This window comes from Streptomyces sp. GDS52 (assembly GCF_052246875.1).
GTDB lineage: Bacteria > Actinomycetota > Actinomycetes > Streptomycetales > Streptomycetaceae > Streptomyces > Streptomyces cathayae.
Genome location: NZ_CM125966.1, coordinates 3404773 through 3422579, shown reverse-complemented (window position 1 = coordinate 3422579; position 17807 = coordinate 3404773). Strand labels below are relative to the sequence as shown.

The 17807-nt window shown below is 69.4% G+C and carries 15 protein-coding genes, 1 tRNA gene and 1 pseudogene; 11 read left to right on the top strand and 6 right to left on the bottom strand.

What is annotated here, in order from left to right; translation table 11 throughout:
• Positions 1 to 19 precede the first annotated feature (19 nt).
• Positions 20 to 874, top strand: coding sequence for an aldo/keto reductase (locus ACTWJ9_RS15500; protein ID WP_341483689.1), 855 nt, complete (start codon positions 20 to 22; stop codon positions 872 to 874).
• Between the two features lie 187 nt (positions 875 to 1061).
• Positions 1062 to 1751, top strand: coding sequence for a phosphotransferase (locus ACTWJ9_RS15495; protein ID WP_279334821.1), 690 nt, complete (start codon positions 1062 to 1064; stop codon positions 1749 to 1751).
• Between the two features lie 259 nt (positions 1752 to 2010).
• Here the strand turns inward: ACTWJ9_RS15495 and ACTWJ9_RS15490 are convergent.
• Positions 2011 to 2084, bottom strand: a tRNA-Gly gene (locus tag ACTWJ9_RS15490).
• A gap of 527 nt (positions 2085 to 2611) precedes the next feature.
• Here ACTWJ9_RS15490 and dcd point away from each other — a divergent pair.
• Both dcd and ACTWJ9_RS15480 read left to right on the top strand, forming a co-directional pair.
• On the top strand, positions 2612 to 3187 hold the full coding sequence (gene dcd / locus ACTWJ9_RS15485) for a dCTP deaminase (RefSeq protein ID WP_279334820.1): 576 nt from the start codon (positions 2612 to 2614) through the stop codon (positions 3185 to 3187).
• 60 nt (positions 3188 to 3247) lie between these two features.
• A pseudogene (locus ACTWJ9_RS15480) lies at positions 3248 to 3352 on the top strand (phosphoribosyltransferase family protein); the annotation flags it as partial.
• A gap of 91 nt (positions 3353 to 3443) precedes the next feature.
• Here the strand turns inward: ACTWJ9_RS15480 and ACTWJ9_RS15475 are convergent.
• Both ACTWJ9_RS15475 and ACTWJ9_RS15470 read right to left on the bottom strand, forming a co-directional pair.
• Entirely contained in the window at positions 3444 to 4535 is a 1092-nt protein-coding gene (locus ACTWJ9_RS15475) for a Yip1 family protein (RefSeq protein WP_443294326.1), read from the bottom strand.
• Positions 4536 to 4695: 160 nt separating this feature from the next.
• Positions 4696 to 6978 (bottom strand): heterodisulfide reductase-related iron-sulfur binding cluster, encoded by a 2283-nt coding sequence (locus ACTWJ9_RS15470; protein ID WP_443294325.1) that lies wholly within the window; start codon positions 6976 to 6978, stop codon positions 4696 to 4698.
• Positions 6979 to 7442: 464 nt separating this feature from the next.
• Here ACTWJ9_RS15470 and dnaK point away from each other — a divergent pair, with 464 nt between their 5' ends.
• From dnaK to ACTWJ9_RS15440, 6 genes are all read left to right on the top strand, one after another.
• The gene (dnaK, locus tag ACTWJ9_RS15465) at positions 7443 to 9293 is read left to right on the top strand and encodes a molecular chaperone DnaK (protein ID WP_279334817.1); all 1851 of its coding nucleotides are present in this window, start codon (positions 7443 to 7445) and stop codon (positions 9291 to 9293) included.
• Positions 9290 to 9961 carry a nucleotide exchange factor GrpE gene (gene grpE / locus ACTWJ9_RS15460; RefSeq protein WP_443294324.1) on the top strand — a complete coding sequence of 224 codons (672 nt, stop codon included), beginning with the start codon at positions 9290 to 9292 and terminating at the stop codon, positions 9959 to 9961. The genes dnaK and grpE overlap by 4 nt, the downstream gene beginning before the upstream one ends.
• A gap of 90 nt (positions 9962 to 10051) precedes the next feature.
• Positions 10052 to 11242 (top strand): molecular chaperone DnaJ, encoded by a 1191-nt coding sequence (dnaJ, locus tag ACTWJ9_RS15455; RefSeq protein ID WP_279334815.1) that lies wholly within the window; start codon positions 10052 to 10054, stop codon positions 11240 to 11242.
• Between the two features lie 5 nt (positions 11243 to 11247).
• Positions 11248 to 11700, top strand: a complete 453-nt coding sequence (locus ACTWJ9_RS15450) for a heat shock protein transcriptional repressor HspR (RefSeq protein ID WP_202280005.1) — start codon at positions 11248 to 11250, stop codon at positions 11698 to 11700.
• A gap of 377 nt (positions 11701 to 12077) precedes the next feature.
• Complete coding sequence (locus tag ACTWJ9_RS15445; protein WP_387038689.1) at positions 12078 to 13184, top strand: sugar ABC transporter substrate-binding protein; 1107 nt, start codon at positions 12078 to 12080, stop codon at positions 13182 to 13184.
• A gap of 249 nt (positions 13185 to 13433) precedes the next feature.
• A complete protein-coding gene (locus ACTWJ9_RS15440; RefSeq protein ID WP_387038692.1) occupies positions 13434 to 14465 on the top strand; it encodes a helix-turn-helix transcriptional regulator in 1032 nt (343 codons plus the stop codon).
• Here the strand turns inward: ACTWJ9_RS15440 and ACTWJ9_RS15435 are convergent.
• Positions 14428 to 15405: a helix-turn-helix transcriptional regulator gene (locus ACTWJ9_RS15435; protein WP_387038695.1), complete on the bottom strand. Its 978-nt coding sequence runs from the start codon at positions 15403 to 15405 to the stop codon at positions 14428 to 14430. The genes ACTWJ9_RS15440 and ACTWJ9_RS15435 overlap by 38 nt on opposite strands.
• A complete protein-coding gene (locus tag ACTWJ9_RS15430) occupies positions 15402 to 16370 on the bottom strand; it encodes a helix-turn-helix transcriptional regulator (protein ID WP_387038697.1) in 969 nt (322 codons plus the stop codon). Before ACTWJ9_RS15430 ends, ACTWJ9_RS15435 begins: the two co-directional genes overlap by 4 nt.
• 360 nt (positions 16371 to 16730) lie before the next feature.
• Between ACTWJ9_RS15430 and ACTWJ9_RS15425 the strand changes: the two genes are divergently transcribed.
• Positions 16731 to 17066, top strand: a complete 336-nt coding sequence (locus ACTWJ9_RS15425; RefSeq protein ID WP_387038699.1) for a hypothetical protein — start codon at positions 16731 to 16733, stop codon at positions 17064 to 17066.
• Positions 17067 to 17263: 197 nt separating this feature from the next.
• Here the strand turns inward: ACTWJ9_RS15425 and ACTWJ9_RS15420 are convergent, their stop codons facing one another.
• On the bottom strand, positions 17264 to 17680 hold the full coding sequence (locus ACTWJ9_RS15420; protein WP_279334802.1) for a pyridoxamine 5'-phosphate oxidase family protein: 417 nt from the start codon (positions 17678 to 17680) through the stop codon (positions 17264 to 17266).
• Positions 17681 to 17807: the final 127 nt, after the last annotated feature.

The window sequence follows — 17807 nt, the reverse complement described above, 5'->3', positions numbered from 1 at the left end:
GACGTATCGGTGTCGTGACGTGTCGCAGTCGGTGGGTGCGGCCGTGGACGCCGGGGTGACATGGATCGACACGGCGCCGAACTACGCGTCCGGTACGGCCGAGGCATCTCTGCGGCTGGTCCTCAAGGCGTGTCCACAGGTACGTGTCTCGACCAAGGTCGGCTTCGTGCCCGACGCCGACCGGCGGGCCGCTCGGAACGCCGGGGTGCCGTTGTACGACCGCGATCAAGGCCACTGCCTGGCACGTCCCTGCATCGCCTGGCAGCTCGCCCGCAGTCGTGCCTGCCTCGGTCGCGTCCCGGACCTGGTCTTCGTCCACAATCCGGAGCACGGCCGGACGGACCGGGCCGATCTGTCGCGGACGCTGGCCGAGGCATTCGAGGAACTGGAGAGCATGGCGGACGCCGGCAGGGTCGGCGGCTACGGCGTCGCCACCTGGGCGGGCCTGTCGAGCGGCATGTTCACCATCCCGGAACTCACGGCACTTGCGGAAACCGTGGGCGGGCCACAGCATCACTTCCGAGCCGTGCAGTTCCCGGTTTCACTCATTCGACTCGCCGTGGTGGCGGACGCGCTCGCCGGGTGCGGAGCACTGGTGGAGGCACGGGAAGCGGGGCTCGACGTCTTCGCGTCGGCCCCGCTCGGAGGCGGTGAACTCCTCGGAGCGATGACGGAGGAACTGGTGCGCTTCATCGCCCCTGCCGCATCCGCAGCGCAGGCCGCGCTCCTGGTCGCCCTGTCGGCCCCCGGGGTGTCGCGTGTCCTGCTGTCGTCGAGCACACCGGCACACTGGGCCGATGCCCTGGGGGCTGCGGTCTGCGAGCCCTTGTCGCCCGATCGCCTGAGAAAGGTCATCGATGTCCTCGGAACCTGACGACCTCGAGGTCGCCGCGCGCATGCGGAGGGCCCATACCGTGGCGTGCGGCCTCCTTGGGGCGGTTCCTGGCACACGGCCGTCCGACGAAGGGCCGCAGGAGGCGTGGGGGTGGAGGGGACGCACGCTGGGCCGACCCGTCACCGGGGCTCACGGGCCAGGGTGGCTGCGTGTCGTCCACAGCCCGGTGGACAAGGCGAGCGGCAAGTTGTGGACAGGGCCGGAGGACGCCGAACGGCTGGTGCCCCGACAGGTGCCACGCCCTCGTCTGCGTCTCGTACGACAGTGGAAGGAGGGAGGAAACGCGTACAAGGCAGAGCTGTACGACCACGTCGCTGGCGAAACCGTGTCGCCCACCCCCGCACTCGTCACCGCAGTGCCCTCCCTGACGACCGCCTGGTGGAACGATCTGCGCACGGCCCTGGCCTGTCTCCCGATGGTCCGCACCGACCGTACGGCCGTACGCCAGGCATACCTGGACCGCGCCATGCCGAAGTACCTCGCCTTCCTCGGCGGGCCCGTCCCCACGACGCCTCCCGCATGGTCCACCGCACACGGTGACCTGCACTGGGCCAACCTCGCCGGTCCCGAACTCGGCATCCTGGACTGGGAAGGCTGGGGCACCGCCCCGGCCGGCTACGATGCAGCCCTCCTGCACGCCTACAGCCTCACGATGCCGGAGACCGCCGAGCGCGTCCGCCGGGAACTTTCCACCGTTCTCGACAGTGAGGGCGGACGCTTCGCGGAGCTGGTGGTCATCACCGAACTCCTGCAGAGTGCCGAACGCGGAGACAACGTGGAACTGGTCCCCACTCTGCGGCAACGGGTGGAAGAGATCTGGCACCGGATGACGGCCGACGGGACGACCGGTCGCTGAGCCGCTCACCGTCGAGTCGGCGGAGACGCCGGACGACCCCGGTCAGGCGGCGCTGATCCACTGGTACGAGGCCCGGCCGTGAGGGTCACCGCCGGGCTCGACGACCTCGTACGGGCCGAACGTGCGAAGCACCACAACGACGACCGTACGCACCATAAGGAGGAGCCGTCGGCGGGCTAATGGTTCGGTTGTGGTGCGGCAGTTGCCCACCGGTCTGGACAACAAAGAACCCCCGGGTCGCTGACCTGGGGGTTTTGCGTGGAGCGGGTGACGAGAATCGAACTCGCGCTCTCAGCTTGGGAAGCTGATGTTCTACCATTAAACTACACCCGCGCGTGATCCAGACCACCGGAATCGACCGGTGACCGGATGCTCGGTCACTCTACCCCATGGCAGGTCCCCGGTGTTTCAGGTCCCGGGGGCCTGGTGGCGTTCGAGGTGCGGAAGTGGGTACGGGGGGCCGGAGTTGGGGCGTACGGTGGGGGTGTGGTGAGGGCCGGGCGGGGTCGGAGTGCCGCCTGGAGGGTCGTCCCTTTGATCCCGTAATGTGCCTTTGGCGTCAGGGCAGGAAGCCAGGCGCGGCTCTTGGGGAAGGGACTCTTGGACTTGATGGAGCGCACCGTCGTCCGCTGTGCCGATGGGCACGTGTTTACCGCCGCCTCGTTCCCGATGCAGCAGGCCGAGCGACTCGGCCCCGGCCGGCTCTTGCGGTGTCCGCGCTGTGCGCGGCTTCGCAGCGTCGTGCCGGTCGCGTACCAGAAGCGGTAAGCGAGGGCACGGGGGACCGCCAGGGTCAACAGGACGTGGGCGCGTGGGACGGCGATGGTGGCCGGTCCGCGCGCCTTGCGTATCCTCGGGGCGTGCTTCTCTCAGACAGGGACATCCGGGCCGAGATCGATTCCGGGCGGGTACGGATCGATCCCTACGACGAATCCATGGTGCAGCCGTCCAGTGTCGACGTGCGCCTCGACCGCTTCTTCCGGGTGTTCGAGAACCACCGGTACCCGCATATCGACCCGTCCGTCGAGCAGGCGGAGCTGACCCGGCTCGTGGAGCCGGAGGGGGACGAACCGTTCATCCTGCATCCGGGCGAGTTCGTGCTGGCCAGTACGTACGAGATCATCTCGCTGCCCGACGATCTCGCGTCGCGGCTGGAGGGGAAGAGTTCGCTGGGGCGGCTCGGGCTGGTCACGCACTCGACCGCCGGGTTCATCGACCCTGGGTTCTCCGGGCACGTGACCCTGGAGCTGTCGAACCTCGCGACGCTGCCGATCAAGCTGTGGCCCGGGATGAAGATCGGCCAGCTGTGCCTGTTCCGGCTCAGCTCGCCGGCCGAGGCCCCGTACGGCAGTGAGCGGTACGGCTCCCGGTACCAGGGGCAGCGCGGGCCCACGGCCTCGCGGGCCTTCCTCAACTTCCACCGCACCCAGGTGTAGGCGCGGGCGGACAGAGAGCCCTCCGCGGCGGGAGGACCCCTCGGTCACGAGCAGTTCGGGGTGGCCGTGCGTGAGCTCGCCCAGGCCGTCGTGGACGACGGGTACCGGCCGGACGTCGTGCTCGGTATCGCGCGCGGTGGTGTCTTCGTCGCGGGCGGGCTCGCTTGCCCGGACCCGCCATGTGCTCGGGCCGGGACGAAGAAGGGGCTCCCGGGTCGGGAGCCCCTTCGTGCCGTGTCGTGGGTGCCGTTCGCTGTTACAGCGTGCCCAGCTTCACCAGGGAGAGCAGGGCCAGGAGCTGGATCGCGGAGGCGCCCAGGGCCTTCGGCCAGGGGAGGTCGTGGGAGCGGCTGACCATCATGGTGAGGAGCGCGCCGCCCGCGACCCAGGTGATCCAGCCGACGATCTGGACGAAGGTGGCGTCGCCGCTCGCGAACATCGCGAGGACCAGGCGGGGGGCGTCCGTGAGGGCCACGATCAGCATGGACAGGCCGACGGTGGGCTGCCAGGCGCCGTTGCCGCCGAGCTGGCGGGCCAGGGAGTGGGTGACCACGCCCAGGATGAGGAAGCTGATCACCATGGCCACACCGGTCATCAGCACGACGGGTATGGCGGTGGTGAGGGTGGCGTCGATCGCCTCTTCGCGGGCGCCGTCGAAGCCGAAGATCGCCAGCAGACCGTAGAGGAAGGTCACGGTGAGGGCGGGGCCCCACATCGTGTAGTCGCGCATCCTCAGGAAGGTCTGGTCGGGGGCGGTGACGATGCCCTTGAGCAGGGCCTTCCAGGGCAGGGGCGGGCCGACCGGGCCGGGCACGGGCTCGGGGGCACCGCCGTGGTGCGTCCCGCCGCCCTGCAGGTAGGGGTCCCCGCTGACCGAGAAGGCCTGGGTGTGGCCCGGGTTGTTGGCCGCGTACGGGTCGTGCGGGGCGTGGGGGGAGTGCGGGGCGTGCGGGCCGGGAGGGTACGCGCCGCCGTCGCCGAAGTACTCGGGTTCGCCGTGGCCGCCGCCGGCGCCGGGGCGGTGATGGCCGCCGTAGCCGCCCGGACCGCCCGGACCGCGGTTCACCTGTGGCCAGCCGCCGCCGTTGCCGCCGCCGCTGTGGCCGCCTCTGCCGTAGGGCGGCTGCTGGGGCGGGTACGGCTGAGGCGCCTGCGGGGAGCCGTACGACGGCCCCGGCGGCGTCTGCTGTCCGTACGGGGGTTGTTGCGGTTGCGCGTGAGGAGCGCCGTTGTTGTCCCGGCCGCGTCCGATCCTGAATCCAGCCACGTCGTCGAACGTACCTGCTCCGGGGGTGTGGTGGGCCGGGCCCGGGGTTTCGGGGCCCCCTTTGCGGCCGAGATGTGACATCCCCTAAGGGGCGGTCAGCTCCGTTCTCCGTCCTGCGGAGGGGTGCGGTCCTCCGCAGGACGGAGCGTACGTGAACATGACGAAGGGGCCGCCCTGCCGGGCGGCCCCTTCGTGCCTGCTTCGTGCCTGCTCCGCGCTTACGCGCGTACGTGCTTCGCGCCTACTTCACCGGCTCCGGCTCCGGGGCGTTCTCCGTCTCCGACTCGCCGGCCGGGTCGAGCGGCGTCTTGACCGACTCCAGCAGCAGCTGGGCGACGTCGACGACCTGGACGGACTCCTTCGCCTTGCCGTCGTTCTTCTTGCCGTTGACCGAGTCGGTCAGCATGACCAGGCAGAACGGGCAGGCAGTGGAGATGATGTCGGGGTTCAGGGCGAGGGCCTCGTCGACGCGCTCGTCGTTGACGCGCTTGCCGATCCGCTCCTCCATCCACATCCGCGCGCCGCCGGCGCCGCAGCAGAAGCCGCGCTCCTTGTGGCGGTGCATCTCCTCGTTCCTGAGGCCCGGGACGTTGGCGATGATCTCGCGCGGCGGCGTGTAGATCTTGTTGTGCCGGCCCAGGTAGCACGGGTCGTGGTAGGTGACGAGGCCCTCGACCGGGGTCACCGGGATCAGCTTGCCCTCGTCGATCAGGTGCTGGAGCAGCTGGGTGTGGTGGATGACCTCGTAGTCGCCGCCGAGCTGCGGGTACTCGTTGCCGAGGGTGTTGAGGCAGTGCGGGCAGGTGGCGACGATCTTCTTCGCCGACCTGGGCTTCCTCGACTCCTCGGTGACGTTGCCCTCGTCGTCCGTCTCCTCGCCGAAGGCCAGGTTCAGCGCGGAGACGTTCTCCATGCCGAGCTCCTGGAACAGGGGCTCGTTGCCCAGGCGACGGGCGGAGTCACCGGTGCACTTCTCGTCGCCGCCCATGATCGCGAACGTGACGCCCGCGATGTGCAGGAGTTCGGCGAAGGCCTTGGTGGTCTTCTTGGCGCGGTCCTCGAGGGCGCCGGCGCAGCCGACCCAGTACAGGTACTCGACCTCCGTGAGGTCCTCGATGTCCTTGCCGACGACCGGGACCTCGAAGTCGAGCTCCTTGAGCCACTGAAGGCGCTGCTTCTTGGCCAGGCCCCAGGGGTTGCCCTTCTTCTCCAGGTTCTTGAGCATCGTGCCCGCCTCGGAGGGGAAGCTGGACTCGATCATGACCTGGTAGCGGCGCATGTCGACGATGTGGTCGATGTGCTCGATGTCGACGGGGCACTGCTCGACGCAGGCGCCGCAGGTGGTGCAGGACCACAGGACGTCGGGGTCGATGACGCCGTTCTCCTCGAGGGTGCCGATCAGCGGGCGCTCGGCCTCCGCGAGGGCCGCCGCGGGCACGTCCTTGAGCTGCTCGGCGGACGCCTTCTCCTCGCCCTCCATCGTCTTGCCGCCGCCGGCCAGCAGGTAGGGGGCCTTGGCGTGCGCGTGGTCGCGCAGCGACATCATCAGCAGCTTGGGGGAGAGCGGCTTGCCGGTGTTCCAGGCGGGGCACTGTGACTGGCAGCGGCCGCACTCGGTGCAGGTGGAGAAGTCCAGCAGGCCCTTCCAGGAGAACTGCTCGACCTGGGAGACGCCGAAGACGTCGTCGTCACCGGGGTCGGTGAAGTCGATCGGCTTGCCGCCCGAGGTCATCGGCTGCAGGGCGCCCAGCGCGGTGCCGCCGGTGGCCTCGCGCTTGAACCAGATGTTGGGGAAGGCCAGGAAGCGGTGCCAGGCCACACCCATGTTCGTGTTGAGCGAGACCACGATCATCCAGACGAACGAGGTCCCGATCTTGATCATGGCGGTCAGGTAGACCAGGTTCTGCAGGGTGCCGACGTCGAGGTTCTTGAAGGCGAGCACCAGCGGGTACGAGGCGAAGTACGCCGCCTCGTAGCCGTCCACGTGGTGCAGGGCGCCCTCCAGGCCGCGCAGCACGTAGATGGCGAGGCCGATGGTGAGGATGACGTACTCGACGAAGTAGGCCTGGCCCATCTTCGAGCCGGTGAACCGGGACTTGCGGCCGGGGCGGCCGGGCAGGCTGAGCAGCCGGATCGCCATGAGCACGAGGATGCCCAGGACCGTCATCACGCCGATGAACTCGATGTACATCTCGAACGGCAGGAAGCCGCCGAGCACCGGCAGCGTCCAGTCGGCCCGGAAGAGCTGGCCGAACGCCTGGGCGAGGGTCGGCGGCAGCGTCAGGAATCCGACGGCCACGAACCAGTGGGCGATGCCGACGACGCCCCACCGGTTCATGCGCGTGTGGCCGAGGAACTCCCGCACCAGGGTCACGCTGCGCTGGTAGGGGTTGTCGGTCCGGGTGCCGGCCGGGACCGGCTGGCCCAGCTTGAAGTACCGGACGAACTGGCCGGTCGCGCGTGCGAGCAGGGCAGCGCCGACCACGGCCAGGGCCAGCGACACGATGATCGCGGCGAGTTGCATGGGGGCTCCTCGGGCCTGCGAGGGTTTGGTCGGGGGGCTCCTGCCACGGGATTCCCGACATTACTAAGCGGTAACTTATGCAGTCCGTCTGAGACTACCCCTATCTCCGGCCGCACTGTAGTCGGGCGCGGGGTGATCTGAGTCGCTGAGGGTTGCCTTGGGAGGTGCCCTGGAGGTGACCGCATCACGCCCCGTAAATCGGGGCATACGTCACTAACTTATATCCGTGCCGCACACTTGTGTCCGTAGGCCTGTGTTCGTGGGCCGCCGGCTCGAGGCCCCGTGTCCGCCCGCCTCGGCGCCGTTCCCGTGCGGGTGCCGATGTCCCGGGTGTGCAGGCCGGCTCTTCCTTGCGCGTAAGGAGCGGATAAGAGTTGAGTCTGCCCGACTCAGCTCTGTTGACCCCGCGCCGGACGTCAGGCATGCTTGAGTCTGTTCCACTCAAGTCAGCTGGAGGAATCGAAATGGCACGTGCGGTCGGCATCGACCTGGGCACGACTAACTCCGTCGTCAGCGTTCTGGAAGGCGGTGAGCCCACCGTCATCACCAACGCTGAGGGCGCCAGGACCACGCCTTCCGTCGTCGCCTTCGCGAAGAACGGCGAGGTGCTGGTCGGTGAGGTGGCCAAGCGCCAGGCCGTGACCAACGTCGACAGGACCATCCGGTCGGTCAAGCGCCACATGGGCACCGACTGGAAGATCAACCTGGACGGCAAGGACTTCAACCCGCAGCAGATGAGCGCCTTCGTGCTCCAGAAGCTGAAGCGGGACGCCGAGGCGTACCTGGGCGAGAAGGTGACCGACGCGGTCATCACCGTCCCGGCGTACTTCAACGACGCGGAGCGCCAGGCGACCAAGGAGGCCGGCGAGATCGCCGGCCTGAAGGTGCTGCGCATCGTCAACGAGCCGACGGCCGCCGCCCTGGCGTACGGCCTCGACAAGGACGAGCAGGTCATCCTGGTCTTCGACCTCGGTGGCGGTACGTTCGACGTCTCGCTGCTGGAGATCGGTGACGGCGTCGTCGAGGTGAAGGCCACCAACGGTGACAACAACCTCGGTGGTGACGACTGGGACCAGCGCGTCGTCGACTACCTGGTCAAGCAGTTCCAGGCCGGGCACGGTGTGGACCTGGGCAAGGACAAGATGGCGCTCCAGCGCCTCCGTGAGGCCGCCGAGAAGGCCAAGATCGAGCTGTCCGCGTCCACCGAGACCACGATCAACCTGCCCTACATCACCGCCTCCGCCGAGGGCCCCCTGCACCTCGACGAGAAGCTGACCCGCGCCCAGTTCCAGCAGCTGACCGCGGACCTGCTGGAGCGCTGCAAGACGCCGTTCAACAACGTCGTCAAGGACGCCGGCATCGCGCTGTCCGAGATCGACCACGTCGTTCTCGTCGGTGGTTCCACCCGGATGCCCGCCGTCGCCGAGCTCGTCAAGGAGATGACCGGCGGCAAGGAGGCCAACAAGGGCGTCAACCCGGACGAGGTCGTCTCGATCGGTGCCGCGCTCCAGGCCGGTGTCCTCAAGGGCGAGGTCAAGGACGTCCTGCTGCTCGACGTCACCCCGCTGTCCCTCGGTATCGAGACCAAGGGCGGCATCATGACCAAGCTGATCGAACGCAACACCACGATCCCGACCAAGCGCTCCGAGATCTTCACCACGGCCGAGGACAACCAGCCGTCGGTGCAGATCCAGGTCTACCAGGGCGAGCGCGAGATCGCGGCGTACAACAAGAAGCTCGGTATGTTCGAGCTGACCGGTCTGCCCCCGGCGCCGCGCGGCGTCCCGCAGATCGAGGTCTCCTTCGACATCGACGCCAACGGCATCATGCACGTCACGGCGAAGGACCTCGGCACCGGCAAGGAGCAGAAGATGACCGTCACCGGCGGCTCCTCGCTCCCGAAGGACGAGGTCGACCGCATGCGTGAGGAGGCCGAGCGGTACGCGGAGGAGGACCACCAGCGCCGCGAGGCCGCCGAGTCCCGCAACCAGGGCGAGCAGCTCGTCTACCAGACCGAGAAGTTCCTCGCGGACAACGCGGACAAGGTTCCCGGCGAGATCAAGACCGAGGTCGAGGCCGCCGTCGCCGAGCTGAAGGAGAAGCTCAAGGGCGACGACGCCGCCGAGATCCGCACCGCCACGGAGAAGGTCGCCGCCGTCTCGCAGAAGCTGGGCCAGGCCATGTACGCCGACGCGCAGGCCTCCCAGGCCGCGGGCGGCGCCGGAGCCGACGCGGGTGCCGGCGGGGCCAGGGCGGACGACGACGTGGTCGACGCCGAGATCGTGGACGACGAGCGTAAGGACGGTGCGGCGTGACCGAGGAGACCCCGGGCTTCGACGAACAGTCGCAGCAGCCCGACGTCCCCTCAGGCGTTCCGGCCGACGACGCCGAGCCGAAGGCCGCCACCCCCTCCGCGGAGGAGGCGGCGGCCCCGGCCGGGGACTCGGGTCCCGATGCCGGGCTGGTGGCCCAGCTGGACCAGGTGCGTACGGCGCTCGGTGAGCGCACCGCGGACCTCCAGCGGCTCCAGGCCGAGTACCAGAACTACCGCCGCCGGGTCGAGCGCGACCGGATCGCGGTCAAGGAGGTCGCCGTGGTGAACCTCATGACCGAGCTCCTGCCCGTGCTCGACGACGTCGGTCGCGCACGGGAGCACGGCGAACTGGTCGGCGGGTTCAAGTCCGTCGCCGAGTCGCTGGAGGCGACCGTGGCGAAGATGGGCCTGCAGCAGTTCGGCAAGGAGGGCGAGCCCTTCGACCCGACGATCCACGAGGCCCTGATGCACTCCTACGCCCCGGACGTCACCGAGACGACGTGCGTGGCGATTCTGCAGCCCGGGTACCGCATCGGTGAGCGCACCATCCGCCCCGCGCGGGTGGCCGTGGCCGAGCCGCAGCCGGGTGCCCAGCCGGGCAAGCCGGCCGAGGAGGAGACCGAGGCGGCTGCGGACGAAAAGGAGACCGGTGGCCCCCAGGAGGGCTGACGCCTCAGCGGGCGTGAGGAAGCCGGGGCGGGCCGGGCAGGCAGGACCTGCCGGGCCGCCCCGGCGGGCAAGGAAGGAGGGACGTCGGGGATGAGTACCAAGGACTTCATCGAGAAGGACTACTACAAGGTCCTCGGCGTGCCTCAGGACGCCACCGAGGCCGAGATCAAGAAGGCGTACCGGAAGCTCGCCCGCGAGTACCACCCGGACGCCAACAAGGGCAACGCCAAGGCGGAGGAGCGGTTCAAGGAGATCTCCGAGGCGAACGACGTCCTCGGCGACCCCAAGAAGCGCAAGGAGTACGACGAGGCGCGGTCGCTCTTCGGCGGCGGAGGCTTCCGGCCGGGTCCGGGGGCGGGCGGCGCCGGGTCGTTCAACTTCGACCTGGGTGACCTCTTCGGAGGCGGCCAGGGCGGGCAGGGCGGCCAGGCCGGCGCCGGCGGGTTCGGCGGCGGGATAGGTGACGTCTTCGGCGGGCTGTTCAACCGCGGCGGCACCGGCACCACGCGCACCCAGCCCCGGCGCGGCCAGGACATCGAGTCCGAGGTCACCCTGAGCTTCACCGAGGCCATCGAGGGGGCGACGGTCCCGCTGCGGATGTCCTCCCAGCAGGCCTGCAAGGGCTGTTCGGGCACCGGCGACAAGAACGGCACACCGCGCGTGTGCCCGACCTGCGTCGGCACCGGGCAGGTCGCCCGGGGCAGCGGCGGGGGCTTCTCGCTCACCGACCCGTGCCCGGACTGCAAGGGCCGGGGCCTGATCGCGGAGAACCCCTGCGACATCTGCAAGGGCAGCGGCCGGGCCAAGTCCTCGCGGACGATGCAGGTGCGCATCCCGGCGGGTGTCAGCGACGGCCAGCGGATCCGGCTGCGCGGCAAGGGCGCACCGGGCGAGCGCGGCGGTCCGGCGGGCGACCTGTACGTCGTCGTGCACGTCGGCAGTCACCCGGTGTTCGGCCGCCGGGACGACAATCTCACCGTCACCGTCCCGGTCACCTACCCGGAGGCGGCCCTCGGCGGGGAGATCCGCGTCCCGACGCTCGGCGGTCCGCCGGTCACGCTGAAGCTGCCTCCCGGCACGCCCAACGGGCGGACCATGCGGGCCCGCGGCAAGGGAGCGGTCCGCAAGGACGGCTCGCGCGGCGATCTGCTGGTCACCGTGGAGGTGAGTGTTCCCAAGGACCTGCCGGGGAAGGCTCGTGATGCACTGGAGGCGTATCGCGAGGCGACCGAGGGTGAGGATCCGCGGGCGGAGCTGTTCCAGGCCGCGAAGGGAGCTTGATGGAGATGGACGGCCGTCGACGCAATCCGTACGAACTGACGCAGGACACACCGGTCTACGTCATTTCGGTGGCGGCTCAGCTCTCCGGTCTGCATCCGCAGACCCTGCGCCAGTACGACAGGCTGGGGCTGGTCTCGCCGGACCGTGCCGCCGGCCGGGGCCGCCGCTACTCGGCCCGTGACATCGAGCTGCTCCGTCAGGTGCAGCAGCTGTCGCAGGCGGAGGGCATCAACCTGGCCGGCATCAAGCGCATCATCGAACTGGAGAACCAGGTCGCCGCGCTGCAGGCCCGGGTGGCGGAGCTGGAGGGCGCGCTGGACGGCGCGGCGGCGACCATGCGGCAGCGCGAGGCCGCGGTGCACGCGTCGTACCGCCGGGACCTGGTGCCGTATCAGGAGGTGCAGCAGACCAGCGCGCTGGTGGTGTGGCGGCCGAAGCGTCAGCAGCAGCCCGACTGACCCGACCGACCCGGCCGGGTGGTTCGGCCAGGTGGTCCGGCTGACGGGAAAGTTCCGTTTGGCCGAAAAGTGAAGTGTCCTGAAGGGCCTGGAGGTTCGTCCGAACCTCCAGGCCCTTCACGTGTGTGCACGCGGCTGACATCCCCTCACTCCCCGTCCCGTGCGCCCCGCGCACGCCTGTGATCAGCGGATGTGTGCTTCTCCAGGGGATCTGTGCGAGTCTTTCGCCGGCCCCTCACGACTTCAGCGCACCGTGTCGTGTTCATCTCGTTAAGTAGTTGCTCTTGACGCCAGTGGTGGCTGAAGCGTTGGCTTTTCAGTCACATGGGCCGCAATGTTGTGCCCACGCCCAAAACGCACCTGAAGTGAGCCCTCGCATGCGTCGTATCGCCATATCAGTGGCCGCCACCTCGATGTCCGTCATGCTTGCCGGTTGCGGAGTGATCAACGCGACAGGGAGCAGCGACGACGCGAGCCCCACGAAGGGGAACGACATCACGGTCGGACTCCTGCTCCCGGAGAAGGCCAACACCCGGTACGAGCAGTTCGACTACCCCATCTTCAAGAAGAAGGTGGAGTCGCTCACCAACGACAAGGGGAAGGTCTCCTACGCCAACGCCGAGGCGGACGCCGACAAGCAGTCGAGCCAGATGCAGCAGATGATCGACGACAGGGTCGACGTCATCGTGCTGGACGCGGTCGACTCGAAGGCCATCGCCGAGGACGTGAAGAAGGCCAAGGACGCGGGCATCCCGGTCATCGCCTACGACCGGCTGGCCGAGGGCCCGATCGACGCGTACATCTCCTTCGACAACGAGCTGGTCGGCGAGGTCCAGGGCCGTTCCCTGCTGGAGAAGCTCGGCGGCGACGGGGCGGCCACCAGCAAGATCGTCATGATGAACGGCTCCCCGACCGACCCGAACGCCAAGCAGTTCAAGGCGGGCGCGTTGTCGGAGCTCAAGGGCAAGGTCACCATCGCCAAGTCCTACGACACCGAGGACTGGTCGCCGGAGAACGCCGAGGCCAACATGGTCGAGGCGATCAACGCGATCGGCAAGGGCAACATCGCCGCCGTCTACTCGGCCAACGACACCATGGCGGGTGCCATCGTCAAGGCGCTCAAGAACGCCGGTGTGACCGAGCTGCCCCCGATCACCGGCCAGGACGCCGAACTGGCGGGAGTGCAGCGGATCATCGCGGGCGAGCAGTTCATGAGTGTCTACAAGTCCTACCCGCTGGAGGCCGACAACGCCGCGGAGATGGCCGTGGCGCGGGTCCAGGGCAAGGGCATCCAGTTCGACGCGCTGACCCGTGAGCGGGTGGACAGCCCCACGGACAAGGACATCCCGGCGCAGCTCGTGCCCGTGGTGGCCCTGACGAAGGACAACATCAAGAACACGGTCATCTCCGACGGGTTCTACAAGGTGGCGGACATCTGCACGGCGCAGTACAAGGAGGCGTGCGCCGCGGTCGGCCTGAAGTAGCCGCCGGCCGCCGGGCCTTCCGCCCGGGTGCGTGGACGTTCCGCCGGGGAGCACGGACCACCGTGCTCCCCGGCGGTGTTGTTCCGTCACCGTCCCGAGTCCCGCCGTTCCCCCGGGTTTCCGGGTTCTCGGGTTCCAGGGTTCTCGGGTTTCCGGCTGCCACGCCGACAGGAGCCGTGTTGCGGAGCCGGGTGCGGCCGCGCATAGTGGCGCATCGGAAAGTGGCGGACCAGGGGGTGGGACGGGGCGATGGCCGGGCACGGGACGGACGAGCATCCGCACGGTGCTGACCGGCTGTGCGACTTCGGGGACCGCGTGTACTCCCGGGCCGTACGGCGCGGCCGGGTGCCGCGCCGGGACGCGGAGCCGGTGCCCTGTCTGCTGGACCTCGCCCTGCTGCACCCGGACCCCGACGACATGGACTGGCTGGTGCCGACCGCCCCGCAGGAGGTCATGACGCGGCTGCTGCGCGGGATGTACGAGGAGATCAGCGCGAGCCGGCGCCGGGTGGGCTCGGTCGTCGCGGCGTTCGAGTGGTACACCGGCCTGGGCCACCAGCCGCCGGCCTCCCCCTCGGCCAGGGAGGGCCCGGCGATCAGGGTGCTGGACGGGCTGGCCCGTATCCAGGCCGCGATGGACGAGGCGACGCAGGCGTGCACCACCGAGGTGCTCACGGTCCAGCCCGGCGGTATCCGGCGCGAGGCGGAGCTCTCGGAGGGCCTGCACCGGGCGACGGCGCTGCGCGGGCGCGGGGTGCGGATGCGGGACCTCTACACGCATGTGGCCCGGCACGGCCAGGGCCTGCACACCTACCTGGAGCTGATGGGTGACGCGGTGGAGGCGCGCACCCTGGACGAGGTGACCGAGAGGCTGATCCTGTTCGACCGCACGGTCGCCTTCATCCCCGCCAACTCCGAGCGCACCATGGCGCTGGAGCTGCGCCACCCGGCGCTCGTGGAGTACCTGGGCACGGTCTTCGACCGCCTGTGGCGCCTCGCCATCCCGCTGACCGCCCCGCTGCCCGACACCGGCATCGAGGGCATCTCGCACCGGGAGCGGTCCATCGCGGCGCTGCTGGCGGAGGGGCACCAGGACGCGGTGATCGCGGAACGCCTCGGCATCAGCGTCCGCACCTGCCGGACGCACATCGCCCGCCTCTCGGAGACCCTGGGCGCGGCGAGCCGTACGCAGTTGGGGGTGCGGATCGCGCAGGTCGGCCTGGACGACGTGCGCCGGGTGGTGGTCACTCCTCCTGGTCGAGGATCCCCGAGCGCGCGATGAGGTACCCGAGCTGAGCACGGCTGCCGCTGCCCAGCGTCGCCGCGAGCTTGGCGATGTGCACGCGGGCGGTGCGGACGTTCATACCGAGGCGGTCCGCGATGACGGCGTCGGTGTGGCCTTCGACGAGGAGCGCGGCGATGGCGTGCTGACGGGGCGTGATGCCGTTCAGCGTGGGCCGCCGGACCGCCCGTGGGTACATCGGAGTGGCGAGGCGCCAGAAGCGGTCGAAGGTGGTGGCGAGGTACCCCACGAGCGCCGGGTGGCGGACCTCCAGGGCCGAAGTGCGGTCGGCGTCGGCGGGGATGAACACGACGGCGCGGTCGACGACGATGAGGCGTTCGGTGATCTCGTCCAGCGTCCGGGCCTCGACGTCACCGGTCAGCCGTTCGTAGCGGGCGGTGAGCGAGGGCAAGTGGCAAAGGGTGTGCTGGTAGAGGGCGCGGATGCGGCCACCGCGGCGGAGCAGGGCCTGGTCGCGCCGGATCGCGGCCTCGTGGAAGTCCGGCTTGGGGTGTGTGTAGCTCTTGTGCGGCTGGACGGTCAGGAGTTCACCGGCATCGGCCATGGCTTCGTCGATGACCCGGCCGATGCGTTCCTTGCCGCTGTGGAGCGTGAGGAAGGGTATCGTCGGGACGCCGTCGTGTCGGCCCGCCCGCAGTAGCGGCTCGAACACCTCGACCAGCCGCTCCTCCCGCCGCCGTTCCCCGGCGATCCGGTCCGTCGAGGCCCGCAGGAGCCGGTGCAGGACGATGTGCGGCGCGACGGGCTCCCACCGGCTCGGGTCGTCGAGGGCGGGTTCCAGGAGGCCGAGGCCTGCGAGGTGCGCGGCCTCATCGGTCCCGTCGGCGAGTACACGCCCCTGGTGCAGTGCGCGGGCGTACAGGTCCAGGTCCGCCTCACACAGCTCCGCCGATGCGTCGTCGTGCGCGTTCCCGTTCATGCGCGGCCCGCCCCCCGGCTCGGCTTGTCCTGTTCGAGGATCCCCGACTGGGCGATCAGGTAGCCCAGTTGGGCGCGGCTGCCGCTGCCGAGGGTGGAGGCGAGTTTTGCTATGTGGGCCCGGCACGTGCGGACGTTCATGCCCAGACGGCGCGCGATCGCCTCGTCGACGTGCCCCTCCACGAGAAGTTTGGCGATGGAGTGCTGGATGTCCGTGAGGCCGTCCGGAGCGGTCTCGTAGGGAGTGCCCGCGCTCAGCGGGACCGCCCGGCCCCACATGAACTCGAACACCTTGACCAGGTAGCGGACCAGGCCGGGGTGGCGAAGTTCCAGGGCGACCTGCCGGTCGTCCCGCGTGGGGATGAAGGCGACCGTCTCGTCGCAGATGATCAGACGCTCGACCAGTTCGTCGATGGTGCGGTACTCCACCTTGCCGTCGGGGAACTGCTCCACCCAGGCGATGCGCTCCGGGCTGTACCTGGCCGTGTGCTGGTAGAGGGTCTTGATCCGCACCCCGCGTTCGATCAGCGGTCTGTCGCGCTCCAGTGCCTCGACGAGGCGGTGCTCGGGGTGGCGGTGGCTCGGCTGGACGGTGAGCACCTCGTGTCGGCACTGGGAGGTCGCCAGGTCGAGCGCCTCGTTGATGCGGTCCAGCCCTTCCAGCACGGTGATCGAGTGGACGGACTCCGTCACCGGGGCGCTGAGTCCCATGAACGGCTCAAGGGCGTCCGCCAGCTCCATCGACAGCCGCCGGCGTTCGGCGATCTCGCGTTCTATCGGGTCCAGTCGCTGGGCCAGCACGACCGACGGGGGAACCGGGCGCAGCCAGTTCGCGTCATCGGGGTCGGGATGGAGCAGGGAGAACTCCACCAGGCAGGGGGCGGCCTCCACGTCGGCACGGGCGATACGTCCCATGCGGAGCGCGTTCGCGTAAAGACGACTTCCTTCCACGCACAACTCCGCCATGGCATGGGGATGCGTCTCTTTAGTCCGATTTGATGGCAAAACTCCACCCCCCAGGGTCCTGAACATGCAGGAACATGATGCACCGATCGTGTGGCCATGACGTGCCCGAATGAGCCATCGTCTTACTTGACGGGGGAAGAGGGGACCTTCAAGTGAGGACGAAGCCGACTATGCGTAAGAGAATGCTTCGCTCGGTGCTTGCTGCCGCCTTCTCCGCCTGTGTGGCCTTCGGTGCGCTGAGTGGCCTCTCCGGCGCGACGAACGATGTGCAGCAGGACACCGCCTGGTCGAGTGGAGCCGTTGGCGCGGCTGATGGTGACGACGCGGTCGCCGTCCCGGCGGATACCGCGTGGAGCTAACGTGACCACTCCACCCGATGACCGTTCGTTCCGCCGTGAGATGGCCACCGCCTACCGGTCCGGCTGGCACTTCATCGACCTGGTCACCGCCATCCCCCACAGCGGTGACTCGCTGATGGTGACCGTGTTCGGTGAACCGGTCGTGGTCACGCGGGACGACGACGAGGACGTCCGGGCGTACCGGTGCCTGCGACGCCCTCGGGGGGCGCCGCAGCCCGTGCGATGTGCCATCCGGTACGGAATGATCTTTGTGAACCTTGACCAGCGGGACCATGAGCAGATGGAGTCCGACTCCCCTGCTCACCGGACCATCTCGGCCACCCCCCGCAGTGCCTGACGCGATTCCCCCGTCGTAAAAAGATCGCGCAGGTGCTTCCCCCCGCAGCGGCGTCACCGTGACCTGAACACGGTGACGCCGCTGCAGTTTCCGGCGGTATTTCCGGGTATCGGATGATCGCCCGATGGCCGGAACCCGTCGCCCGGCGGCTCGAACGGCTCCCGCTCGCCCTGCGTGCCCTGCTCACCCCGTCCGCGTCATCCGCGCCCCATCGCACGGGTGAGCGTGATCTCGATGGCGACCCGGGACGGGTTCGGCGACGGCTGCCGTCCGTAGCGTTCCGCGTACCGCCGCTCCGCCTCCTCGACGTGCTCCCGCTCGGAGCGGACCACGGCCCGCCCCTCCAGCGTCGCCCACCGCCGGCCGTCCACCTGGCAGACCGCGACGGCCGCGCCCTCCGGCCCCGCCGCCAGCACATGGCGCACCTTCGCGCTCTCCTTGTTCGTGATCACCCGAGCAAGCCGTGCCCCGGGGTCGTAGGTCACTCCGACGGGTACCAGATGCGGGGTGCCGTCCGGGCGGAGGGTGGTCAGCGTGCACAGGTGCCGTTCGCGCCAGAAGCTGAGATACGGGGCGTCCGGATCGCCCGGATCCACCGAGTACGAGTGGTTCATGACCCCGGAACCTAGCCCCTGCTGCACTCCCGCTCCCGCCTTGAGTGGAATAGACTCAAGTTTGTGTACGCTGACCGAGTCAGCCAGGCCGGGCTGCCGAGCCGGCCATGAGGACCGCTGCACGGTC